The sequence below is a fragment of the Robertmurraya beringensis genome (assembly GCF_042433785.1).
In the GTDB taxonomy this organism is placed as follows: domain Bacteria; phylum Bacillota; class Bacilli; order Bacillales; family Cytobacillaceae; genus Robertmurraya_A; species Robertmurraya_A beringensis.
Genome location: NZ_JBHLUU010000015.1, coordinates 118485 through 142797, shown reverse-complemented (window position 1 = coordinate 142797; position 24313 = coordinate 118485). Strand labels below are relative to the sequence as shown.

The window sequence follows — 24313 nt, the reverse complement described above, 5'->3', positions numbered from 1 at the left end:
CATTCCCTCCTGCACTTTTCATAGTAGTTATAAGCTAGTATCTCCTTCTGCAGAGGGGAATAAACAAGGATTAACGTATTTTACTTTGTGAGCCAAAAAAAGAACCGTAGTCTTATGCTACGGTTCTACTGTATTTTAGGCAGATGTTTTTCGTTCTTCTTTAAGAATACTTCCATCTTTTAGAATTAACTTTGGTACACCGTTATCAACCACAGTTTCTTTCGTGATGATACACTTAGTAATATCTTCTCTTGAAGGAAGATCAAACATTACGTCAAGCATAATTCCCTCAATGATAGAACGAAGGCCACGAGCACCTGTTTTACGCTCAATTGCTTTTTTCGCAATTTCCTTAAGAGCATCTTCTTCAAATTCTAATTCTACATCGTCTAGTTCAAGCATTTTTTGGTATTGTTTTACGAGTGCATTTTTCGGCTTTGTTAAAATTTCGATTAATGCGTCTTCATCTAACGTAGCTAGACTTGCAATAACTGGAAGTCGACCAATGAATTCAGGAATTAATCCGAAGCGTAATAGGTCTTCTGGTAATACCTTAGAAAGAAGATCCTTATCTTCTACTTCCTTCTTTTTCACATCTGATCCAAAACCGATTACCTTTTGACCTAGACGTCTTTTAATGATTGGTTCAATACCATCAAATGCTCCACCACAAATAAATAAAATGTTAGTAGTATCAATTTGAATGAACTCTTGATGAGGATGCTTTCTACCGCCTTGTGGTGGTACACTAGCCACCGTTCCTTCAAGGATTTTTAGTAGAGCTTGTTGTACTCCTTCACCAGATACATCTCTAGTAATGGACGGATTTTCCGATTTTCGAGCAATTTTATCGATTTCATCAATATAAATAATACCTTTTTCAGCTTTTTCAACATCATAGTCAGCTGCTTGAATAAGCTTTAACAGGATATTTTCAACATCTTCACCAACGTAACCAGCTTCAGTAAGTGATGTTGCATCAGCAATAGCAAAAGGAACATTTAAAATTCTTGCTAAGGTTTGTGCAAGAAGTGTTTTTCCACTACCTGTTGGTCCAATCATTGCTATATTACTTTTTGAAAGCTCAACTTCATCAATTTTGCTGTTAGAATTGATGCGCTTATAATGATTGTAAACAGCAACCGATAAGTTTTTCTTCGCTTGATCCTGACCGATTACATACTCATCTAAAATATTGCGGATTTCCATTGGTTTCGGAACATCCTTAAATTCTACTTCTTCTTCAGTTCCGAGTTCCTCTTCCACAATTTCAGTACATAACTCGATACACTCGTCACATATATACACACCTGGACCTGCAACTAGTTTTCGAACTTGATCTTGTGTTTTACCACAGAAGGAACACTTTAATTGTCCTTTTTCATCATTAAATTTAAACAATTTCTTCACCCCTTGAAAAGCGTCTAAAACACATAAATTGCTGCAGATATAATTGTTTATCTTTACTTACAGTATTCTTTATTCAATTGTTATCAATAAGTTATGTATTGCATTGTATCACATTTACTAGGTGGACAGGAAATGATAACTCTTGAAAAAGAAAACATTTTCATATCTGCAAAAGTAAATAAATATGTACTAGTTAATCTTAACCATAATTTCTAAAGTTAAATCGGAAGTTTTTACTAAATCTTTAAAAACTTCATTTCTGTATTAGTTATGTATATGTCATTCTAATTGATTTTATAAGTATGTAAATGGTATAAAACAAGGCACGATTCAATCGCGCCTTGTTCATTTTTTATAATATGATTTAAACCGCTTTGCTGTTTTCTACTAAGAATTCAACAGCTTTTCTAACTTTAAGGTCTCCCTTAATTCCATCTACATTTCCTAAAGCAGCTCTAATGTTCTCAACAGTCATATTATACATTTCAGCCATTTTGTTTAATTCTGCATCTACTTCTTCTTCAGAAACTTCAAGATTTTCTGCAGCTGCGATAGCTTCAAGAGTTAAGCTTACACGCACACGCTTTTCGCCTTCTTCTTTCATTTGCTCACGTAGGGCATTTTCATCTTGGCCTGAGAATTGGAAGTATAATTCAAGGTTCATACCTTGCATTTGTAAACGTTGTTCGAACTCTTGCATCATGCGATCCACTTCCGTATCGATCATTACAGCTGGAAGGTCAATCTCAGCATTTGCTGCTGCCTTGTCAACAACGGTATCACGTACGTGGTGCTCTGCTTCATGTTTTTTAGAATCTACTAAACGATTCTTAATCTTTTCTTTTAACGCATCAAGTGTTTCAACTTCTTCATCCACATCTTTTGCGAACTCGTCATCAAGCTCAGGAAGCTCTTTTCCTTTTACTTCATGAAGTTTTACTTTGAATACTGCAGGTTTACCAGCTAATTCAGTTGCATGGTATTCTTCTGGGAAAGACACTTCTACATCTTTTTCTTCTCCAGCAGCTAGTCCAACTAATTGCTCTTCGAACCCAGGAATAAATTGACCTGAACCTAACTCAAGTGAGTAGTTTTCAGCCTTTCCACCTTCGAAAGCTTCTCCATCAACGAAACCTTCAAAGTCCATTACTACTGTATCGCCATTTTCAGCTTTGCCTTCTTCTTTAACAACAAGCTCAGCTTGACGTTCTTGAAGAGTTTTTAACTCGTTAGCTACATCCTCATCAGTAACTTCAGTTTCAACTTTTTCTACTTCAAGTCCTTTGTACTCACCAAGTTTCACTTCAGGCTTAACTGTAACAGTTGCCTTAAAGATAAAGCTCTTGCCTTTTTCAATTTGCTCTACATCAATTTCAGGACGATCAACTGGATCAATACCTGATTCTTCAACTGCGTTTGCATAAGCTTCCGGAAGAAGAATATCAATTGCATCTTGGTATAAAGACTCAACTCCAAAACGCTTCTCGAACATTGCACGAGGCATTTTCCCTTTACGGAAACCAGGTACATTTACCTTTGTTACTACTTTTTTAAATGCAGCGTCTAAACCTTCATTAACCTTTGCTGCATCTACTTCAACTGTAAGAACCCCTTGGTTCCCTTCTAGTTTTTCAAACTTCACAGACATACGAACTTTCCCTCCAAAATCTATTTACATTTTCATTCGTTACTAATTTAGATGAATATGTAAGCTTGTTTTTAATATACAGTTATTACAACCACTACATTATAACATAGGTTGCCTTCGTTTCAACATCCTAGACTAAATAATAGGATAAGAAAATTCTTCAATTTCTTGTATATATCGTAATAATGTCTCAATATCCTGTTCAGATGATTGATAAACATCACTCATTTCATCAATCGAATAGTCCTGTGCGAAAAACATCAAAACTAATATATGATAAGCGGCAGCAAGTGTTCTCATATCATTCGAAGGGTAATGAAATGGGTACAATATAAAAAGATGACGGTCTATTAAACTAATGGCTTGTTCTAGTAACGTGGGATTTTCCTGTTCAAGTTGTTCTGCTAAAACCTTTGAGACCTCTATTTTTTGTTGATGATCCCTTAAATCATAGAGATCCTTAGGGATTAACACCATTGAGGATTGAAGCTTAGTCACTGTTATTGGCTCATGATATTGATGTTCTTTAAGTACGTGTAAGAGCATCGTTTTAATAAAAGGTTGGCCTTCACTTGACTGTAGATAGTTACGTATTTCATTTAATACAGGCTGGATATTTTGATGAGCAAGGTTAGCCACTTGTAACAATAGCTCCTTCTCATCCTTTGGGTCAAACAAATTAAGTGATTGGGGAGCGACTTGCTTGATTTCCTTTTCATCTTCTATTTCTACTGGCTGATTTTCTTCTACTGCATTAAGCATTCTTCTACTAAAATCCAGCAGTCTTCTAAAATGCTCGTATTTTTCAACTGGAACTTCATGTTCCTCTAATAGCACCTCAATGGTATGTACGACACGGCTGTATTCTTTTAGCTGGACAAGAACCATAATGAGCATATCAACCGTTTGAAAATACTCACCGATACCTATCCTTAACATCTCTTCTGTATACTCTTTTGCTTTTTCAAATGATCCGGATTCATAATAAGCCAAAACCAAGGCAAACCAAATATCACTGTTTTCTTGATCATGCTCTTTTGCTTCTTCAAAATAAGGAATTGCCTCTCTAAATTGCTTTTTTTGTATAAAGTCTAACCCTTTTTCGAAAAGCCTCTTTTCTAAATCGGGGAAAAACACTACGTTTCCGTCCTTACGAGCCCGTTCCCTTTTTTTCATCTACCATACCCCTTATTCATAACCTGAGGTAAGTTTAGCAGAAACCACTATAAAAACAAAATAATAAATGGCCACAGCTTGTGCTGCGGCCATTTATTTACTTTGTTAACAATGCTCGGTTCTTTTCATATTTATTAATTTGCTCGTCTAATTGAAGGGTAATTTCAATCTCATCCCAGCCATTAATCAGCATCTTTTTCCAATAAGAAGAAACCTCGAAAGACTCTGATAGACCTTCAGCATCACTTATTGTTTGGTTTTCTAAATCAACTTTTAATTTATAGCTAGGGTTTTTCCCTTTTTCTAATAACACCTTCACTTTTTCTTCCTCTAATGCAATAGGAAGCATGCCGTTTTTCAGGCAGTTTTGATGAAAGATATCGGCAAAGGATGGAGCAATAACTACTTTAAAACCATAATCTAATAGAGCCCATGGAGCATGCTCCCTTGAGGAGCCACATCCAAAATTTTCGTTAGCTATTAGTATAGAAGCATTTTTCTTTGACGGATGATTTAATTCAAACTCAGGATTATCGGAGCCATCCTTGTTATATCTCCAATCGAAAAATAAATATTTTCCAAATCCTGTTTTCTCAATTCTTTTTAAAAATTGTTTTGGGATAATTTGATCTGTATCTACATGTGCACGATCAAGTGCTACGGCTTCGCCTTCAAAAATAGTAAACATAATTTTTCCTCCCTCCTTATCGTACTTCTACAGGAGTTAATTTTCTAATGTCAACAAAATGTCCATAAAGTGCTGCTGCTGCAGCCATTGCAGGACTAACTAAGTGAGTTCGAGCTCCCGCTCCTTGTCTACCTTCAAAATTACGGTTAGAAGTAGAAGCACAGTGTTCTCCAGCTGGAACAACATCATCGTTCATGCTCAAGCACATACTACAACCTGATTCTCTCCACTCAAATCCTGCCTCAATAAAGATTTGATGTAACCCTTCCTCTTCAGCACGTTGTTTGACGCCTTGAGATCCAGGTACCACTAATGCACGTACACTTGGATGTACCTTTTGTCCCTTTACTACTTCAGCTGCTTTACGGATATCTTCAATTCTTGAATTCGTACATGATCCAATAAACACATGCTGAATTTTAATATCTTCGATTTTTTGCCCTTGATTTAGCCCCATATACTGAAGCGCTCTTTCAAGTGTACTCTTCTCAATTTCTGTCTCGTAATCTGCAACTGTTGGAATAGCGTCTTCTATTTTTGCTGTCATTGCAGGGTTGGTCCCCCAGCTGACCATCGGTGAAATATCAGAACCATCAATTACAATTTCTCGATCATACTTTGCATCTTTATCAGATGTAAAAGCACTCCAATGCTCTACATATCTATCAAACTCCTCTTTGTTCGGAGCGAATTTTCTACCTTTTAGATAAGAGAATGTCGTTTCATCCGGAGCTACTAAGCCTGCTCTAGCTCCACCTTCTATTGACATATTACAAATGGTCATTCTTTCTTCCATTGAAAGACCTTCAATTACTTCACCACAATACTCAATAACGTATCCTGTTCCAAACTGAACTCCAAATTTTGAAAGGACATACAGAATAACATCCTTTGCTGTAACCCCGCTTGAAAGCTTCCCATTAATTTCAAGCTTTAATGTTTTCGGCTTGGATTGCCAAAGAGTTTGTGTGGCAAGTACATGCTCCACTTCACTTGTACCAATTCCGAATGCTAAGGCACCAAATGCACCATGTGTGGAAGTATGACTATCTCCACAAACAATCGTCATCCCAGGCTGAGTTAACCCTAGCTCTGGACCGATAACATGGACGATTCCTTGGTCAGGGCTATCTAAATCAGCTAATGGAACACCAAACTCTTGACAATTTTTTTCAAGTGTCGTCATTTGATTTTTTGCCACCGCATCGTTAATTTGCTTTCTGTTTACAGTTGGAACATTGTGATCCATCGTAGCAAACGTTCGATCAGGACGTCGAACCTTTCTATTTTTCATTCTTAGTCCTGAAAATGCTTGTGGAGAAGTAACTTCATGAACTAAATGTAAATCAATGTATAATAAATCCGGTTTCCCTTCTTCTTTTTGTACAACATGGTAGTCCCAAATCTTTTCAATAATTGATTTCCCCATCATTTTGACCTCCTTTTTAAAAGAGACACGGCGCGATAGGCCGTGTCGTTTTGATATTCATTGTTAGCCAGAATTTATGCGTATGCACCCATAATACTTGAAATCGTTTCATGGCCTAAAATACATGCCTTTACTTCTGCAACCATTTCTGAAGTAGACACCGCTTTTTTTCCTTCTGATAAAATATCTTTTGTACGCAGTCCTGCATTTAATACTTCATCAACCGCTTTTTCAACAGCAGCTGCCTCTTCTTCTAGACCAAACGATACTCTTAACATCATTGCCGCTGAAAGAATAGCCGCTAAAGGATTCGCAATATTTTTCCCTTCAATATCAGGAGCAGACCCATGAATTGGTTCATATAAGTATGGTCCATTTTCAGATAAACTAGAGGATGGAAGCATTCCTAAAGATCCGGTCAATACAGAAGCTTCATCGCTTAAAATGTCCCCAAATAAATTCTCAGTAACAACAACATCAAAACTCTTTGGATTTTTAATTAATTGCATCGCTGCATTATCTACAAGCATATGTTCAAGTTTTACCTCTGGATAGCGTTTTGCCACTTCCTCAGCTACTTCTCTCCACATTCTGCTTGATTCTAATACATTTGCTTTATCAACAGATGTAACCTTCTTCCCTCTTTTGTCCGCTAGTTGGAAGGCTAGTTCAATAACCCTAAGCATTTCTTCACGTTTATAGAAAAGAGTATCAACTACTGCCTCTTTCTCATCCACTGTACGACGCTCACTTGGCTTACCAAAATATAATCCACCTGTTAATTCACGAACCATTAACATATCCACGTCTTGAATAATTTCTTTGCGAAGGGGTGATGAATCAGCTAGACTCGCATAAAAAGTAGTTGGGCGCAAGTTCGCATAAAGGTCAAGCTCTTTACGAATCTTTAGTAATCCTCTCTCTGGTCGGAGATGTACAGGCAAAGTATCGTACTTTGGCCCCCCGACCGCACCTAAAAGCACAGCATCACTTTGCTTACACAGTTCAACTGTCTCATCTGGAAGTGGACTCCCTGTTACTTCATAAGCTACTCCACCAATATGTCCATACGCAAATTCAAATTGATGACCAAATCTATCACCAATAGCCTGCAGTACATCCACCGCACCTTTAGTTACTTCTTTGCCAATTCCGTCTCCGGGTAGCACTGCAATCTGCTTCTTCATCTTGTTTCCCCTCCATTAAAATGTACATTTATTAAACGGTCACTGCAGCCATGTATATGACACGATTCACCGCATTTAAGTATGCATTAGCTGATGCTTCTAGAACATCTTGAGCCAATCCTCGCCCGCTTGTTTCTTCTCCATTAAACTTAAGCTTTACAAACACTTGGGCCAATGCGTCTCTACCCGCTCCGACAGACTGGATTCGGTAGTCTAGTAAATGGACACTTCCATTTACGCATTTTTCCAACGTATTATATAATGCTTCAATGCTGCCACTTCCCGTGCAAGCCTCTTGAATGATTTCATTATGGTTTCCTGACAGCGTAACAGTAGCTGTAGGTATTTGATTCGTACCATATTGAACCTGAATCGCAAGTAGTTCATAAAAGCGCTCATCCTTAGATAACTTTTGCTCGAGTACAATCGCTGCAAGATCTTCGTCTGTCATCTCTTTTTTTCTATCAGCTAATTCTTTAAAGACAGTAAATAATTGAGTGACATCCTCATCTGCAACAGATAGCCCAAGTTCATCTAATCGGTTTCTAAAAGCATGTCTCCCAGAGTGCTTTCCAAGAACTAATGTGTTAGATTGGAACCCAACAAGTTCTGGAGAAATAATCTCATACGTTGACTTTTCCTTTAGAACACCATCTTGATGAATGCCAGATTCATGAGCATACGCATTTCTACCCACAACTGCTTTATTAGCTGGGACAACCATTCCAGTTAGCTTGCTAATTAAACTACTAGTACGACTGATTTCTTTCAATTGCAGTCTAGTGTCCGCATCATAAAAATCTTTACGTATATGAAGGGCTACTGCTAATTCTTCTAATGCTGCATTTCCTGCTCTTTCACCAATTCCATTGATGGTTCCCTCGATCTGTGTTGCCCCGTTTTCAACTGCTGCCAATGAATTAGCAATAGCCATTCCTAAATCATCATGACAGTGTGCCGACAACGAAACTTTATGGATAGAAGGGACATTGTTGTGTAAATATTGAAAAATTTCTCCATACTCTTTCGGAGTAATGTAACCAACGGTGTCAGGAATGTTAATGACATTCGCACCTGCTTGAATCACTTCTTCAATAATTCGAGCTAAGAAAGGTAACTCAGTACGACAAGCATCCTCCGCTGACCACTGAATAATAGGAAACTTCTGTGCAGCGTATTTCACCATTCGAACAGCTCTCTCAACAACTTCATCTTGACTTAACTTCAGTTTATATTGTCTGTGAATAGGAGATGTTGCAATGAAGACGTGTAATCTTGGTTCTACTCCGTTCTTCAATGCCTCCCATGCTGCATCAATATCTGAAGTAACTGCTCTTGCTAACCCCGTCACAGAACAGTCTTTAATCGTGTTTGCAATTTGTTGTACTGAAGTAAAATCACCTTTAGAAGCAGCTGGAAAACCTGCTTCGATAATATCGACTTGAAGTTTTTCCAGCTGTCTTGCAATTTCGAGCTTTTCTGTTTGGTTTAAATTTACTCCTGCAGATTGCTCTCCATCCCTTAATGTTGTATCAAATATTTTAATTCGTCGCACTAACGACCACTTCTTTCTTTTTGTCCTTATTGACAAAAGGCATCATAGCACGTAACTCGCGACCAACTTGTTCGATTAAATGGCTATTTTCTTTTTGAACGATTGCGTTGAATTCTGGACGATTTGCTTGGTTTTCTAGGATCCAACCTTTAGCAAATCTACCTTCTTGAATGTCTTTTAGAACTTCCTTCATTGATTCTTTTACGCGAGCGTCAACTACTCTTGGTCCGCTTACGAAGTCACCCCATTGAGCTGTATCAGAGATAGAATAACGCATGTTCTCCATTCCACCTTCATACATTAAATCAACGATTAGCTTCAATTCGTGTAAGCACTCAAAGTATGCTAGTTCAGGTTGGTAACCTGCTTCAACTAATGTTTCAAAACCAGCCTTAACTAATGAAGTTAAACCTCCACAAAGAACCGCTTGTTCTCCGAATAGATCTGTTTCAGTTTCTTCTTTGAATGTTGTTTCTAAAGCTCCAGCTCTTAGTGATCCAATTGCCCATGCATATGCTAAAGCAAGCTCTTTCGCTTTACCTGTTACATCTTGATAGATAGCAAATAATGCAGGAACTCCAGCTTCTTGCTCGTATGTTCTTCTTACTAGGTGTCCTGGACCTTTAGGAGCTACTAATAGCACATCGTTTGTAGCTGGTGGTACGATTTGGCTAAAGTGAACATTGAAACCGTGAGCAAACATTAATGCTTGGTTTGTTAAATTTGGTTCGATTTCCTCTTTATATACTTTAGGTTGCATTTCATCTGGTAATAGAATCATAACTACATCTGCTTGTGCTGTTGCTTCTCCTACTGGATATACATTGAAACCATCTTTTTCAGCCTTTTCCCATGACTTCCCTTGTCTTAATCCAATAACAACATCCACACCGCTCTCTCTCATGTTTTGTGCATGAGCATGACCTTGTGAACCGTATCCGATAACTGCTACCTTTTTCCCGTTTAGATATGATTGATTTGCGTCTCCGTTATAGTACATTTTTGCCATTTTTATTTCTTCCTCTCATTAGTAAGTTTTTTTTAGTTAGACGATTGAATATGGTTTTATCGCTTGAGAAGGTTTTTGTGTCCCTCTTAGGAAAGCGGTTGTCCCTGTTCTTGCCAATTCTTTAATTCCATATGGCTTAATTAATTCGATAAACGCTTCGACTTTATCTGATTCACCAGTAAGCTGAATAACCAAGCTATCCTTGCTTACGTCAATGACTGATGCTCGAAACGGCTGTATTAAGGAATAAATCTCATTTCTCGTCGAAGAGTTTGATACCACTTTAATTAATGCTAGCTCCCTTGCGACAATTGATTGCTCTGTGATATCCATGACCTTGATCACGTCGATCTGCTTATTTAACTGTTTCGTTATTTGTTCAAGCACACCATCATTTTCAACATGAACAACACAAGTGATGCGAGATATTCCTTCCTGTTCGGAATAACCTACTGAAATGCTTTCAATATTATAATTTCTTTTTGAAAAGAGATTAGTAATACGATTTAACACACCAGGGCGATTCATTACAGTTAAAGTTATAATTCTTTTCATGGTTTCACACCTACCATTTCATGATGTCCTTTTCCAGGAGCGATCATTGGATAGACATTTTCGTCTGGATCAATGCGAATGTCTAGAAGTACTGGCTCATTATTTGTTAATACTTCATTAAAAATGGTTTCAGCCTGTGCCACATCTTCAATGACATACCCTTTAATTCCAAAAGCATCAGCCAACTTTACAAAATCAGGTTGGCCAGAGAATTTACTGTGTGAGAAACGAGATTCATAGAAGATCTCTTGCCACTGCCTTACCATTCCTAACGAAGAATTGTTAAGGATGATAATTTTAACAGGAAGATTTTGCTCTCTAATAACAGCCAATTCTTGCGTACACATTTGGAATCCACCATCACCTGAGATAGATAACACAATCGAATCTGGTGAGGCTAATTGTGCACCGATACTTGCAGGTAATCCAAAGCCCATTGTTCCAAGTCCACCTGAAGTTACCCAACGGTTTGCCTTTGAAAACTTATAGTATTGTGCGGCCCACATCTGGTGTTGACCAACGTCTGTTACTACAATTGCTTCACCTTTTGTTTTTTCATAAAGCATTTCCATTACTTTTTGTGGCTTTAAGCGACCATCTTCCTTATAAAAGTATGGATACTCTTTTTTCCAAGCATTTAGCGTGTCCAACCATTCCTGGTGAACCGGAGGTTTTCCTTCTTGAGCGATTAGCTGCTTTAACGCCTCTTTCGCATCCGCTACAACCGGGATATGAGTCTGAACATTTTTTCCGATTTCAGCAGGATCAATATCGATATGAGCAACGGTTGCGTTTGGAGCAAAATGTTGAAGGTTTCCTGTTAGGCGGTCATCAAATCTAGCTCCAATATTGATGAGTAAATCACACTCATACAGTGCCATATTTGCGGTATAACACCCATGCATACCCGCAAGTCCAGCGAATAATGGATGTTCAGCAGGAAAGCCTCCAAGTCCTAACAGAGTGTGCACAACCGGAAGATTTTGTTGTTCCGCGTATTGCTTCAACTCTTCGTAACCTTCAGCAAAGAGAATTCCTGCACCAGCTAAAATTACCGGCTTCTTCGCTCTACTAACCGCTTCTGTTAGCTTTCTAATCTGAAGATAATTTGGTTGAACTGTTGGTTGATAACCTGGTAGATCGATTTCCTGCTCCTCAGGCACATTGGCTGTACCAGCTGCAATATCTTTAGGAATATCGATTAACACTGGTCCTGGGCGTCCACTTGTGGCAACGTAGAATGCTTCTTTCACAATTCTAGGAATATCTTCAATACTACGAACCTGATAATTATATTTAGTTATGGGAGTCGTAATTCCCAGTATATCCGCCTCTTGGAATGCATCTGTACCGATCACTCCTGTTGCTACCTGACCTGTAAAGACAACTAAAGGTAAGGAGTCCATCATCGCATCAGCTAATCCAGTAATAATATTAGTAGCACCAGGTCCTGATGTTGCGATTACAACACCCGGTTTTCCAGTTACTCGAGAATAACCTTCTGCTGCATGAATTCCACCTTGTTCATGGCGAGGGAGTATGTGTAGAATCTTAGAATCATAGAGCTTATCGTAAATTGGGAGAACTGCCCCTCCAGGATATCCAAATATTACCTCTACTTGCTCCTTCTTTAGTGCTTCAAGCATTAACTCTGCACCACTAATCGGTTCGTTTTCAGCCTTCATTTTTGTAAAGGCAGTTTCTTGCAACATTTGTTGACCCTCCCTATTTCAATTCTTGTTAGATAATCTAACAAATTAACATTATAAAAAGCCTCCCCATCCCCTACTTTGCCTACTACACCCTAGGCTAAAGGGATGGAAAGGCTTGAGAAACCTATCCACGGTACCACCCTTGTTCACGCAAATGCGTGCGCTCATGATCACTATTGGATCGTTTTGATAACGAGTGTCTGACACTCGACTGCCTTTACTCTAAATTTTCAAGACAGTGCTCAAAGGTGAGTTCATTTCATGTCATTTCCACCGGCTTCCAGCTACCCCGGCTCTCTGTAGGATTGTTTCATGAAACTACTTTTCCTTATCAACGCTTTTAACTATTAACTTAGCTTACATGGGGAGTTGCTTCCTTAGAGTATACTTTTACACCCTCAGAAACGACACGTTCTCTAAACTTCACTAGTAATTCCTTCGTAAGTGCACCCGGAGTACCATCGCCAATGACTCTACCATCTACCTTTATTACTGCAATGACTTCTGCAGCTGTTCCAGTTAAAAACACTTCATCAGCTGTGTAAACATCATGTCTTGTAAATGGTTCTTCCTTAAGCTCATAGCCTAATTCTTTTACTATATCGATAACGGCGTTTCTTGTAATTCCTTCAAGTGCTCCAATATAGCCTGGAGGTGTAAAGAAACAACCATCGCGAATAATGAACACATTATCAGCAGATCCTTCTGCAACATACCCTTGGTCATTAAGCATTAATGCTTCACTGACTCCAGCCAGATGTGCTTCAATTCTAACTAGCACATTATTTAAATAATTTAAAGATTTTACTTTTGGACTAAGTACATCAGGTCTGTTTCTTCTTGTTGCAACAGTCACAATCTCTAATCCTGTTTCATACAATTCTTTCGGGAAAATCGAAAGTGGTTCCACTATAACAACTACATTTGCCTTAGCACATTTATTTGGATCGAGTCCGAGGTCACCAACACCTCTAGAAACTACGACGCGAATATAAGCATCTTCAATTTTATTTTTTTCAACAGTAGCGACGATAATATCTGTGAATTCATCTTGTGAGTATGGCACATTCAGCATAATTGACTTTGCTGAACGGTACAGTCGGTCCATATGTTCCTTCATTCGGAATACGTTACCGCTGTAGACTCGAATTCCTTCAAAAATACCGTCTCCGTATAGAAATCCATGATCGTATACTGAAATCTTGGCGTTCTCTTTAGTTACATATTCGCCATTTAAAAAAATCCATTGTTCAGTCACGAAATACACCTCTTTGTATTAAAGTTAACCCGCTTTAAATGAATAAAATAATGACAAAAATTTTTTACGAAAATTAACTTCTTTATACCCCTTGTTTTTCTTTTGAATATTACAAATGATTTGTATATTTGAGGACTATCTTACGCCCATTTCATTTACTCGTCAACCCCATTTTTTCGAATTGTTTGATAATTTAGATTAGTCATTTTAGTTGTATCCGCTTACAATGTTGATATAATAACAATTTCTAAAATTAAAATTTTTTAAAAAAATATTCAAGTTTCTTTTTCCATCTCTAGTAAAAAAATGAAAGAAGCCAACCGAATGATTCAGTTGGCTCTTTATTTCATCTTCTATTACTTTTAGGATCAAACGCGTCTCTTAAACCATCTCCTATAAAGTTAATACATAGAACAGTCGTTAAAATGGCTAGTCCTGGCGGTATCCACGCTTCCGGACTATTCCGTAAAATACGTAAACTCTGGGCCTCAGAAATCATATTTCCCCATGTCGGCGTTGGCTGAGGAATCCCAAATCCAATAAAACTAAGACCCGATTCAATAATAATATATGTGGCCATCATTAATGTCGCATTAACCACAATTGGACCAATTGCATTCGGAATAAAATGTTTAAATATTATTCTAAAATCACTTGCACCAATCGCTTTTGCTCCTAGAACAAATTCCTGTTCTCGAAGAGATAAATATGTACCTCTAATAATTCTTGTTAGGTTTGGCCATGAAGTGATCGCAATGATAGCTACAAATATTCCAACATTTACTCTTTCCAATATGGCTACAATGGTTAAACAAAGAACAAGGAAAGGTAACACTAGCATCATATCCGCTGCACGCATGATAATTGCATCAATCTTACCACCATAATACCCAGCAATAGAGCCAAGAGTAACTCCAATGATGAGAGTAAAGATCATAGCACAAAAACCTACAATAAGTGAAATTCTTCCTCCATACAGGAGTCTTGATAGATTATCACGCCCTGAACTATCGTTCCCTAGTGGATGATCTTCACTCGGGGGACGTTCAATTAATAAGAGGTTAGACTTTGTAGGACTGTGCTCCGTTAACAATGGGGCAAAGGTGACAGCTAAAATGATTCCTAGTAACACAAAGACTCCGATGACAGCAAGCTTATTTTTCAAGAATCGTTTTAATGCGATTCGGAAAGGACTATTTCCTTTATCTGGTTTTATAGGTACCTCTATGTTTGTATCCATCGCTTCCTGCTGTTTTAGTTCCATATTACTCACCTCAATCGTAGCGGATTCGTGGGTCAACAATACTGTAGAAAATATCAGCTAATAAATTCCCGAGGAGAATGAAAAATCCTAGCATTAGATTTATGGCCATGATGACAGGATAGTCACGATTCCCAATAGAACTTAAGAACAATGTTCCAATTCCCGGATACTGAAATACCCCTTCAGTGATAACTGCACCGCTAAGTAGTATCCCAACTTCGAAACCTAATAAAGTAATAATCGGAATCATTGCATTACGTAAAGTATGTTTATACAATACACTTCTGTTAGTCATTCCTTTTGCACGAGCCGTACGAATGTAATCACTCGCTAACACATCAAGCACTTCCGAGCGCATAAATCTCATGTAAGAGGCTGTCCCTGCTAACCCTAGCGTTAATCCTGGTAAAATTAAATGTTGCAGCTTATCAAGAAATAGTTCAATGCCTGTTAATCCTGGGCTTGAAACAGAACCTTGTGAAGGTAACCAGCCCAGCTTAATAGAAAAAACGTAAATGGCAACTAAGCCGAAAAAGAAATTGGGTACAGCTAAGCCAAAAAATCCAAAGGTTGTAGCACCATAATCAAGGATAGAATACGGCTTTTTTGCTGAGTATATTCCAATCGGAATGGAAACTATAATCGTTATAAAAAGCGTGAAAATACCTAAGTAAAATGTATTTCCAATTCTTTCGCCGATCAATTCGGAAACGTCACGACCTTTAAAGATATATGATTCCCCGAAGTCCCCCTGCATTACTTTTGTTACCCAATTCCAATATTGGACGTGAATGGGGTCATTCAGTCCAAGGGCCTCTTTTTGCCTTTCAAAAACCTCAGGATCAATATTTGGATCGAAATTTTTCCCGGTAATTGGATCACCAGGAGCAGCTTGTATTAGACCAAACACGAAGATAGTTAGTACAAAGAGCATAGGGATAAAAATGAGTAATCTTCGAATTATATACTTATACACCGAAATCCCCCTCCATTCTTACAGAATAAGAAAAGAGCGCGGCGTAATACCGATCACTCTTTTCTCTATTCAACAATTGTTATTCCGTTACATGCCAGAGATGAGTATCGTTTAAGAACGAGTATGGAAGTACATCGATTCCTTGAAGACGTTTGTTATGAGCCCATAAGCTATTGGCAGCATATAGGATCACGCTTGGTAGATCTTCACCGAACTCAACTTGCCACTCACTATACTTTTGTTTACGATAATCTTGTTCAAATGCATCTGGAGGAGTAAATGCATCCTTTAACAATTGATCTGCTTCAGGATTATTCCAACGAGAATAGTTGTAACCTGCCATAGATGACCATAATCCACTTGGATCTGGATCTGTACTATCTAAGCTCCAACCAATTAAGTATAAATCCCAGTCTTGGCTGTTCTTTTCTAGATCTTCAAAGTAGGCTGCCGCTTCCTTCGGCTGTCGAAGGTCAATGCTAATTCCCACTTCTTCTAGGAACTCTTCAATAATTGGAGCAGAACGCTCACGAATTTGGTTTCCTAGTGGATAATTTAAGTTAAGCACCCATTCCTTGCCGTTAGGATCCTCACGGAAACCATCTCCGTTTACATCCTTGTAACCAGCCTCATCAAGTAGAGCTTTTGCCTTTTCAGGGTCAAACTCATATTGATTTGGTGTTGTATCGTCATAAGCCCAGAATTGAGTTGCAATTGGTGAATTTTGAACAATTCCACGTCCATACAATAAACCATCTACTAAACCTTGTCGGTTAATTGCATACGCAATCGCTTGACGGACTTTTTGGTCTTTAAGCTTTTCGTTAACTGTCCAGTTAGCTGGATTAATGGTTCCAGCTTCTGAGTCTTCCTTAGAACGATGATTATGCATCAGCCCCATCGTCTGGTAACCGAAGTCAGGTTGCTCAACAATTTCAACATTTTCAAGCGCATCCACTGTTTCATAGTCAGCAGCTTGGAAACCGTTTGGATCGGCAACAAAATCAATTTCACCGTTTTCAAGTAAACCTAAGATAACAGCTTGGTCAACCACTTTCCAAATGACGCTATCAAGCTTAGGCTCTCCTTGCCAATAATCAGCAAATTTCTTAAGTACGTATTGCTCCCCTTGCACCATTTCACTAAATTGGAATGGCCCAGTACCAATCACTTCACCAGGATTGCGTGAAGCACCAGCTTCCGGAATTTCCGCAACAGGAATATCTTTGAAAATATGTTCTGGAATAATCATAAAGCTAGCATCAGATAGCGCCAACACGTTTGGTTGAGCAAACTTAAACGTAACTGTATGATCATCGACAGCAACAACCCCTTGGAAATCGGTTGTTTTCCCTGTTGAAAACTCCTCATAACCTACCAATCTTTCAACATATTGCGTACGAACTCCGCCCGCTTCTACATATCCCGGGCTCGCAATGGTTTTATAAGTAAATACAACGTCGTTAGCAGTAAATGGTTCCCCATCATGCCATTTTGCATTTTCATCTAATTTAAAAGTTACTTCCGTTTGATCATCATTGAATGTCCACTCTTTCGCTAAGTTAGGAATAAAATCAAGGTTCTTATCTTGCGTCAGCAGCCCTTCATGTGTAAATGATAAAATATTAGATTCATAGGCCTCCGTGTAAAAAATAGGGTTAAACAAACCTGTTGGAGCTGTATCCATTGCCCCAACTACCGTACCTCCAGTTACCGGATCCTTTTCACTCGATCCTTCATTCTCTGATGAAGCAGGTTCTTTGTTTCCTGTGCACGCTGCCAGTACACCCAAAACAAGTGCAAGCACCAGCATGACCAACCAACTTTTCTTTGCCTTCATTCCATTCACCCCTCTTATAATTTTTAACATTTCTGTCTAAATCAACCATTTAAAAAGCACGCACCACCTCCTTAAGTGCATAACCTAATGCACTTATTTGCCTGTATAAAGGTGGCAGGCTACTAGATGGCCATTTCCCACCTCTGTAAGCTCGGGACGCACCTCAGAGCATTTCTCATGAACCATCGGACAACGAGTACGAAACGTACAGCCTGACGGTGGATTTGATGGACTTGGTAAGTCCCCTTTTAATATGATTTTTTCCTTTTTGTGTAGTATGTCTGTGGATGGAACTGCTGATAGAAGTGCTTGTGTGTATGGATGTAATGGAGTTTCGTAGAGGTTCTTCTTCGGCGCTATTTCCGCAATGCGACCTAAGTACATAACTGCCACTCTGTCGCTAATGTGTTTTACAACGCTTAAGTCATGGGCGATAAATAAATAAGTTAAGTTAAATTCATCCTGTAAGTCGGCCATCAAGTTTAGTACCTGGGCTTGTATCGAAACGTCCAAAGCAGAGACTGGCTCGTCACAGATAACAAATTTCGGATTCAAGGTTAGTGCTCTTGCAATGCTTATACGCTGTCGTTGTCCACCAGAAAATTCATGTGGATACTTAAATCGATCCTCCGATCGAAGACCCACCTTTTCTAAAAGAGTGATTGTCTTTTCTTTCCGTTCTGCTTTTGTTAAGTTCGTTTGAACAATTAACGGTTCTTCAATCAATTCGGACACGCTCATCTTTGGATTTAACGAGGCGAAGGGATCTTGGAAAACAATTTGCATATCTCTCCGAATGGGTCGAAGCTTCCGGTATCTCATTTTTGTTATATCTTGATCCTCAAAAACGATTTGTCCCTCAGTCGGATCCATTAAGCGAAGCAAAACTCTTCCAAGTGTTGATTTTCCAGAGCCTGACTCGCCAACGATTCCTAGTGTTTCTCCCCTTAACACACTAAGACTAACGTCATCAACTGCTTTGACATGTCCAATTGTATGTTTAAGGATTCCACCCTTGATGGGAAAGTACTTTTTAATATTTTTCGCCTGAAGTATGTAATCTTGATCTGTATGTATCCTTGTTTCGTTTTCGATGACTGCCAATTTCATACTCCCCCTTATTCATACAGGTAACATCGGACGCGATGACTTTCTTCTGCATCCGTTTCATATAGAGACGGGTTTTTATCACGACATTTGCTCATCACTTTTGGACAGCGATCCGAGAACCTACAGCCAACAGGAAAACGATGCGCAGGAGGAACAGTGCCTTTAATTGCGCCAAGTCGATCAACTTCCTTCTCTAAACTTGGCAAACTGTCTAGCAGCCCCATAGTATACGGATGTTTTGGTGTCAGGAACAGTTTTTCAATTGTTGTTTCTTCAACTATTTGGCCGCCATACATCACCATGATACGGTCTGCATATTCAGCCACTACGCCTAAATCATGTGTGATTAACAATACAGCCATGTTAAATTTCTTTTTCATTTCATCCATTAAGTCTAAAATTTGAGCTTGAATGGTAACATCTAGAGCAGTTGTCGGCTCATCAGCTATTAATAGCTTCGGATCACAAGAAATAGCAATGGCAATCATAGCACGCTGACGCATTCCACCCGAAAGTTGATGTGGATATTCCTTCATCGTTTCCTCAGCACGCGGAAAACCAACGACCTTTAGAAGCTCAATTGCTCTAAGCCTCGCTTCATTTTTGGTCATTTTTTTATGGCGAATCAGAGTCTCAATAATTTGATTTCCAATCGTAAAAACTGGATTTAGGGCGGTCATCGGTTCCTGAAAGATCATACCGATTTCTTTTCCACGAACATTGGTCATTTGCTTATCGTTAAGACCAACTAGATCCTTACCGCCGAAAGAAATTCGACCATCTTCAATTTTTCCCGGCTTATTGATTAACTTCATAATGGAGAGGGATGTAATACTCTTTCCACTCCCTGATTCCCCAACGAGAGCAACCGTTTCTCCAGGCCTGATATAAAAATCTACTCCATCAACAGCTCTTGCAACTGCTTTATTTTCTAAATGAAAATAAGTTTTTAATCCACTGACCTCCAACAATTTCACGTCTGACATCAACACACCCCCCGCTTGCCTTAAAAAAATAGACTGAGTATCCGTCCTTCTTGAAAGAAAGTATACTATTATGTATAAATTTTTTCAATATATAGAATGTTAAAATTAGTAACAATTGTTAGAAATATTGTGATATTTTCTGACAAAAGATTCACTTCAGTACATCAAAGCTTTACATAAAAAAAGACAATTCCTTACATAGGAACTGTCTTCTTATCAAAAATTATTGGCAAGTAAAATTATATAAAAATAGAAAAAAACGCTATAAAAATGACGTCGTCACTTTCTATAGCGTAATATATATTTATTGGTGTGTAAATGGCGTCCCAGGAGAGATTCGAACTCCCGACCGTACGCTTAGAAGGCGTATGCTCTATCCGGCTGAGCTACTGGGACATGTTTTCTTTAGGACATTTTTTATTATAGTAGGCTTATTATCAAAAGTCAACACTTAAAATCAAAATTATTATTTCACTATTCAAAGGAGATTTCTCTCCTTCGAATAGTATATGATGAAAGTGATTATATGTGAAGTTGAAAGCTTTGTCGAAGTTGTACTATTTCTCCCTGATCAAAATCATACACATGTAAATCGACTATTTGTTCTGTAAAGTTTAGAACCACATACGTCCTCTCATCGCGGCCTCTAGGAAGCCTCAAGCTACCAGGATTTAAAAACAAAATGTTACCGATTTTTTCAATTCCTAATAGATGAGAATGACCAAAGCAAACGATATTAGCATTCACTTCTTCTGCTTTATATTTTAAGTTCATTAATGTTGATTTCACATTATATAAATGGCCATGGGTCACTAGAAATTTTGTTCCTTGAAAATCAATAACCTCATCATTATGAAATAGAGACTCGTAATCACAATTTCCCCTAACTACAATAAATTGGTCAATGGCCTCATCATTTTTTGAAAGCTCTGAATCACCACAATGAATAAATTTTTCAACATCTTGATGACGCTTCTTTAATTCATTCAATTCTTCCGTTAAACCGTGACTATCACTTACAATAAGCACCTTTGACATTGGACTACTCTCCCTTAAACACTTCTGGTAGTAGCTTTGCTAAATGACTCAAAGCTACAGCACGATGGCTTATCTTACTTTTTTCCTCAGGTAAAAGCTCTGCCATCGCTTTATTTTTTTCTTTCACAAAAAATATAGGGTCATACCCAAAGCCATGAGTCCCCCGCTTCTCATCTAAAATCACGCCCTCACAAGTACCATGTACAGTGACCGTGTCTTGACCGGGAACAGCAAGTGCTAAGGCACAATAAAAACGCGCCGTACGCTTTGAGGGTTCAACTCCATTTAATTCCCTTAACACTTTCGTCATATTGTCTTCATCGCTTTTCTGTTCTCCTGCATACCGAGCAGAGTAAACACCTGGTTTCCCGTCAAGTGCATCAATCACTAGACCTGAATCATCAGCAATAACGGCTCGATTCAATTGCTTTGACACCGTTTCTGCCTTTATTATGGCATTCTCCTCAAAGGTCGTTCCGTTCTCTTCTATATCCTCAATCTCCTCATAATCAAGGAGTGTTTTCACTTGAAACCCGTGAGGCTCAAACATCCTTACGAACTCTTTGGCCTTTCCACTATTCTTTGTTGCTATGATTACTTCTTTCATTTCTTCGCACCTTTTTTAACCCTTGCTTCCTCAATTTTCTTAACAACCGCTTCTCCTAGCACGCTCTTTTGTGCTTCGAATAACTCTGTAATTCCACTTTGAGCAATTTTCAACAAATCCTGAAGTTCATTGTAAGAGAATGTAGATTCCTCACCCGTTCCTTGGAGCTCAACAAATTCACCATTCCCTGTCATAACAACATTCATATCAACTTGCGCCGCAGAGTCTTCGATATAATTAAGATCAAGTACAACTTCTTTGTTTTCAAGTATACCAACACTCGTAGCAGCTAGGAAATCAACCACTGGATACTTTGAAAGTTTTCTATCTTTATGCAATTTATTCAAGGCGTGTGCCATTGCAACAAACGCTCCTGTTATCGAAGCTGTTCTCGTTCCACCGTCTGCCTGGATAACATCACAGTCAATCCATACGGTTCTTTCACCAATGGCTTCAAGATCAACGACTGCTCTTAGCGCTCTTCCAATGAGCCTCTGAATTTCCATTGTTCTTCCTGAAACCTTACCTTTTGATGACTCACGGATATTTCTTGTTTGTGTAGCCCTTGGCAGCATGGAATACTCAGCCGTAATCCAGCCTTTTCCTTCTCCTCTCATAAAAGGAGGGACCCGCTCCTCTATACTAGCCGTACATATTACCTTCGTATCACCAACAGTAATTAGTACGGACCCTTCTGGATGAATAAGATATTCAGTATCAATATGTATAGGGCGTATCTCAGATGCCTGACGACCATCAGTCCTCACTATATTTCCTCCTTTAAAAGACTCACTTTAAATTCGTAGAAATCCAAATAAAGAAGAGGCGGATAACCGGCCTCCTCAACTTGGTTATTATATAGTATATCAAAAAACAATTTATTAAAAACTACCTGTATTCACATTTTCTGGACGAGTTACAGGCTCGGAAAGCTTTTCTCCCTTATCATTTACAAGTTCTGCTTTTCCATTCACCGTTACAGCTACGCTTTCAATTCCTTTCTGTTCCGTTAAAGAAAGTACGAGGGAATTTAAAATATGTTTAGAAACAATTTTATCTTCCGCTTTATTAAAAATTGATTCATTAAAGTTTAATGTTACTTTTCCATCTTCCACAACTGGCTTATCCAAGAGCGCAACATCAGAAACAAACTCACTTAACAAATTAGATGAATAAGCCGGTCCTTTAGCAAGTTCTTCTACTACCGCACTAATATTATCGCTTTCCTCATTACTAATTCGCTTCGTAACTGGTACGTAGTAGTATGAACCCTCTTCTCCACCAAGGTAATACACAGTTAGTGCTCTAGTATTAGTAATATCAACAACTTCTGAAGTATCCATGTTAATACCGCTATCCCTTGTTAAACCACTCTTTGATAGCGCCATGCCACCCACTGGCATCTCAGTTAGTTCATGCCCATTCATTTTTAATTTTACTTTATCAATAGAATCAAATTGAGTTAACGTCCAAGTAATGGATTGAACAATTTTCATTTCGTCTTCTGGCTTATAATTTTTAAATTCTTTGGAGAAATTTACAGTTGCTACTTTTTCCTTTATATCCACAGATACTGCAGTATCAGCTGGAATAACCGCTGCAAATCCATTAGGTAACATTTCTGTAACTGGACCATTTTGCACTAGATACTCTACAGCCTGCTTAGCCACTGACTCCGTTTTCGGAAGATCAATGGATTGTGGTACAACATAGCCATTTTTATCTACTAAATATAATTCGGTCATAACGCCTTTTTCTGCAACTTCTTCACCATTCTTTTCTGAAGCAGCCGTTTCTACTACTGTTGCTGTTCCATTATCTTCTGTATATGTGACTGTTTTTGGAGGATCGATTTGTTCTTTTTTTTCTCCTCCTAATAAACCACATCCAGATAATAAAACGGACGAAACAATGACTGCTGATACAATTTTCGTACTTTTATGCTTTGACATCCATAATCCCTCCAAGACAGTTTGTACTACATGTATACGAGCCATTTAAAAAAATAGACCGATTACTAGAAAAAAATAAAAAAAAGCCTCCAAATTGGAGACTTCCATTAAGATAGTTTAATGGTTTCTACACTCAATTCACCTGCATGTAACCAGCTAGTAGCGATTCGTTGAAAAATTGGCTTTGATCCGGTCGTAAAAAACTGATGCTGGGGCTCGTCCTTATTCAGCGCTAGCCACCCATTATAAAAAAGAATGGTACTTACCTCACGTGCTGTTTCCTCACCAGAGCTAATAACAGACACAGTAGGACCCATCGTTTTCTTTATGATCTTTTCAAGCAATGGATAGTGTGTGCAGCCTAAAATAAGTGTATCGAGGCCCCTATTTTTTATTGGCGCAAGCGTCTCGGCTACCACTTTTTTCACAATGGGTCCATCTACTTCTCCACTTTCAACGAGAGGAACAAACTTCGGACAAGCAAGACTAGTAACCCTAGATTTCTTATTGATCGATTTCAAGGCCATCTCATATGCATTGCTCTTAATCGTTCCAACCGTACCAATGACCCCAATTTGATGGTTTTTTGTTACCTTGATAGCCGTTCTAGCACCTGGGTAAATGACACCTATAACAGGAATGGAAAGCTCATTTTGAATTTCCTCTAAGGCAACGGCTGTTGCAGTGTTACATGCAATTACTAACATCTTAATTCCCTTATTTACTAAGAAATTTGTCATTTGCCATGTGAATTTCTTTACCTCTTCACCGCTTCTCGGGCCGTACGGGCATCTTGCAGTGTCTCCTACATAGAGGATTTGCTCATTTGGCAGTTGGCGCATAATTTCCTTCGCAACAGTTAATCCGCCAACCCCAGAGTCAATTACTCCGATCGGTTGATTCAAACATCTCG

General features: G+C 38.5%; 21 protein-coding genes, 1 tRNA gene and 1 other annotated feature. All 22 genes read right to left on the bottom strand.

The features are described 5' to 3' along the window. Positions 1 to 135: 135 nt before the first annotated feature. On the bottom strand, positions 136 to 1401 hold the full coding sequence (gene clpX / locus ACFFHF_RS02995; RefSeq protein ID WP_160546703.1) for an ATP-dependent protease ATP-binding subunit ClpX: 1266 nt from the start codon (positions 1399 to 1401) through the stop codon (positions 136 to 138). A 373-nt stretch (positions 1402 to 1774) separates the two neighbouring features. Continuing rightward, a complete protein-coding gene (gene tig, locus ACFFHF_RS02990) occupies positions 1775 to 3058 on the bottom strand; it encodes a trigger factor (RefSeq protein ID WP_160546702.1) in 1284 nt (427 codons plus the stop codon). Positions 3059 to 3193: 135 nt separating this feature from the next. Further along, entirely contained in the window at positions 3194 to 4234 is a 1041-nt protein-coding gene (locus tag ACFFHF_RS02985) for a tetratricopeptide repeat protein (RefSeq protein ID WP_160546701.1), read from the bottom strand. A gap of 97 nt (positions 4235 to 4331) precedes the next feature. Continuing rightward, the gene (leuD, locus tag ACFFHF_RS02980) at positions 4332 to 4922 is read right to left on the bottom strand and encodes a 3-isopropylmalate dehydratase small subunit (protein ID WP_160546700.1); all 591 of its coding nucleotides are present in this window, start codon (positions 4920 to 4922) and stop codon (positions 4332 to 4334) included. A gap of 16 nt (positions 4923 to 4938) precedes the next feature. Next, positions 4939 to 6351, bottom strand: coding sequence for a 3-isopropylmalate dehydratase large subunit (gene leuC, locus ACFFHF_RS02975; protein ID WP_160546721.1), 1413 nt, complete (start codon positions 6349 to 6351; stop codon positions 4939 to 4941). A 74-nt stretch (positions 6352 to 6425) separates the two neighbouring features. After that, positions 6426 to 7538: a 3-isopropylmalate dehydrogenase gene (gene leuB, locus ACFFHF_RS02970; protein WP_160546699.1), complete on the bottom strand. Its 1113-nt coding sequence runs from the start codon at positions 7536 to 7538 to the stop codon at positions 6426 to 6428. A gap of 31 nt (positions 7539 to 7569) precedes the next feature. After that, positions 7570 to 9093 carry a 2-isopropylmalate synthase gene (locus ACFFHF_RS02965; RefSeq protein ID WP_377057582.1) on the bottom strand — a complete coding sequence of 508 codons (1524 nt, stop codon included), beginning with the start codon at positions 9091 to 9093 and terminating at the stop codon, positions 7570 to 7572. Continuing rightward, on the bottom strand, positions 9080 to 10102 hold the full coding sequence (gene ilvC, locus ACFFHF_RS02960; RefSeq protein ID WP_160546697.1) for a ketol-acid reductoisomerase: 1023 nt from the start codon (positions 10100 to 10102) through the stop codon (positions 9080 to 9082). Before ilvC ends, ACFFHF_RS02965 begins: the two co-directional genes overlap by 14 nt. Positions 10103 to 10138: 36 nt before the next feature. Then, a complete protein-coding gene (gene ilvN, locus ACFFHF_RS02955) occupies positions 10139 to 10657 on the bottom strand; it encodes an acetolactate synthase small subunit (protein ID WP_160546696.1) in 519 nt (172 codons plus the stop codon). Further along, positions 10654 to 12369: an acetolactate synthase large subunit gene (gene ilvB / locus ACFFHF_RS02950; protein ID WP_340904801.1), complete on the bottom strand. Its 1716-nt coding sequence runs from the start codon at positions 12367 to 12369 to the stop codon at positions 10654 to 10656. Before ilvB ends, ilvN begins: the two co-directional genes overlap by 4 nt. Before the next feature lie 98 nt (positions 12370 to 12467). Then, positions 12468 to 12713: a binding site (T-box leader), on the bottom strand. A gap of 8 nt (positions 12714 to 12721) precedes the next feature. Continuing rightward, positions 12722 to 13627, bottom strand: coding sequence for a branched-chain-amino-acid transaminase (gene ilvE / locus ACFFHF_RS02945; RefSeq protein ID WP_340904802.1), 906 nt, complete (start codon positions 13625 to 13627; stop codon positions 12722 to 12724). Positions 13628 to 13973: 346 nt separating this feature from the next. Then, entirely contained in the window at positions 13974 to 14891 is a 918-nt protein-coding gene (opp4C, locus tag ACFFHF_RS02940; RefSeq protein ID WP_340904803.1) for an oligopeptide ABC transporter permease, read from the bottom strand. 10 nt (positions 14892 to 14901) lie between these two features. Further along, entirely contained in the window at positions 14902 to 15867 is a 966-nt protein-coding gene (locus ACFFHF_RS02935; RefSeq protein ID WP_340904804.1) for an ABC transporter permease, read from the bottom strand. Between the two features lie 79 nt (positions 15868 to 15946). Then, a complete protein-coding gene (locus ACFFHF_RS02930) occupies positions 15947 to 17707 on the bottom strand; it encodes an ABC transporter substrate-binding protein (RefSeq protein ID WP_160546693.1) in 1761 nt (586 codons plus the stop codon). Between the two features lie 93 nt (positions 17708 to 17800). Then, complete coding sequence (locus tag ACFFHF_RS02925; protein ID WP_340904805.1) at positions 17801 to 18817, bottom strand: ABC transporter ATP-binding protein; 1017 nt, start codon at positions 18815 to 18817, stop codon at positions 17801 to 17803. A gap of 8 nt (positions 18818 to 18825) precedes the next feature. Continuing rightward, positions 18826 to 19803, bottom strand: coding sequence for an ABC transporter ATP-binding protein (locus ACFFHF_RS02920; RefSeq protein ID WP_377057581.1), 978 nt, complete (start codon positions 19801 to 19803; stop codon positions 18826 to 18828). Positions 19804 to 20122: 319 nt separating this feature from the next. Beyond that, positions 20123 to 20199, bottom strand: a tRNA-Arg gene (locus ACFFHF_RS02915). Between the two features lie 126 nt (positions 20200 to 20325). Further along, complete coding sequence (locus tag ACFFHF_RS02910; protein WP_160546690.1) at positions 20326 to 20841, bottom strand: YfcE family phosphodiesterase; 516 nt, start codon at positions 20839 to 20841, stop codon at positions 20326 to 20328. A 4-nt stretch (positions 20842 to 20845) separates the two neighbouring features. Further along, positions 20846 to 21448: an XTP/dITP diphosphatase gene (locus ACFFHF_RS02905; RefSeq protein WP_160546689.1), complete on the bottom strand. Its 603-nt coding sequence runs from the start codon at positions 21446 to 21448 to the stop codon at positions 20846 to 20848. Next, positions 21445 to 22215, bottom strand: coding sequence for a ribonuclease PH (rph, locus tag ACFFHF_RS02900; RefSeq protein ID WP_340904808.1), 771 nt, complete (start codon positions 22213 to 22215; stop codon positions 21445 to 21447). The genes ACFFHF_RS02905 and rph overlap by 4 nt, the downstream gene beginning before the upstream one ends. A 114-nt stretch (positions 22216 to 22329) precedes the next feature. Then, positions 22330 to 23400, bottom strand: a complete 1071-nt coding sequence (locus ACFFHF_RS02895) for a GerMN domain-containing protein (RefSeq protein WP_160546688.1) — start codon at positions 23398 to 23400, stop codon at positions 22330 to 22332. 107 nt (positions 23401 to 23507) lie between these two features. Next, positions 23508 to 24305: a glutamate racemase gene (gene racE / locus ACFFHF_RS02890; RefSeq protein ID WP_160546687.1), complete on the bottom strand. Its 798-nt coding sequence runs from the start codon at positions 24303 to 24305 to the stop codon at positions 23508 to 23510. Between the last annotated feature and the right edge of the window lie 8 nt (positions 24306 to 24313).

Bases quoted from the DNA above. Each gene is read 5' to 3' on its own strand.
- tig (WP_160546702.1), bottom strand. From the start codon at position 3,058: ATGTCTGTGAAGTTTGAAAAACTAGAAGGGAACCAAGGGGTTCTTACA.
- ACFFHF_RS02985 (WP_160546701.1), bottom strand. From the start codon at position 4,234: ATGAAAAAAAGGGAACGGGCTCGTAAGGACGGAAACGTAGTGTTTTTC.
- leuD (WP_160546700.1), bottom strand. From the start codon at position 4,922: ATGTTTACTATTTTTGAAGGCGAAGCCGTAGCACTTGATCGTGCACAT.
- leuC (WP_160546721.1), bottom strand. From the start codon at position 6,351: ATGGGGAAATCAATTATTGAAAAGATTTGGGACTACCATGTTGTACAA.
- leuB (WP_160546699.1), bottom strand. From the start codon at position 7,538: ATGAAGAAGCAGATTGCAGTGCTACCCGGAGACGGAATTGGCAAAGAA.
- ilvC (WP_160546697.1), bottom strand. From the start codon at position 10,102: ATGGCAAAAATGTACTATAACGGAGACGCAAATCAATCATATCTAAAC.
- ilvN (WP_160546696.1), bottom strand. From the start codon at position 10,657: ATGAAAAGAATTATAACTTTAACTGTAATGAATCGCCCTGGTGTGTTA.
- ilvB (WP_340904801.1), bottom strand. From the start codon at position 12,369: ATGTTGCAAGAAACTGCCTTTACAAAAATGAAGGCTGAAAACGAACCG.
- opp4C (WP_340904803.1), bottom strand. From the start codon at position 14,891: ATGGAACTAAAACAGCAGGAAGCGATGGATACAAACATAGAGGTACCT.
- ACFFHF_RS02930 (WP_160546693.1), bottom strand. From the start codon at position 17,707: ATGAAGGCAAAGAAAAGTTGGTTGGTCATGCTGGTGCTTGCACTTGTT.
- ACFFHF_RS02925 (WP_340904805.1), bottom strand. From the start codon at position 18,817: ATGAAATTGGCAGTCATCGAAAACGAAACAAGGATACATACAGATCAA.
- ACFFHF_RS02920 (WP_377057581.1), bottom strand. From the start codon at position 19,803: ATGTCAGACGTGAAATTGTTGGAGGTCAGTGGATTAAAAACTTATTTT.
- ACFFHF_RS02910 (WP_160546690.1), bottom strand. From the start codon at position 20,841: ATGTCAAAGGTGCTTATTGTAAGTGATAGTCACGGTTTAACGGAAGAA.
- ACFFHF_RS02905 (WP_160546689.1), bottom strand. From the start codon at position 21,448: ATGAAAGAAGTAATCATAGCAACAAAGAATAGTGGAAAGGCCAAAGAG.
- ACFFHF_RS02895 (WP_160546688.1), bottom strand. From the start codon at position 23,400: ATGTCAAAGCATAAAAGTACGAAAATTGTATCAGCAGTCATTGTTTCG.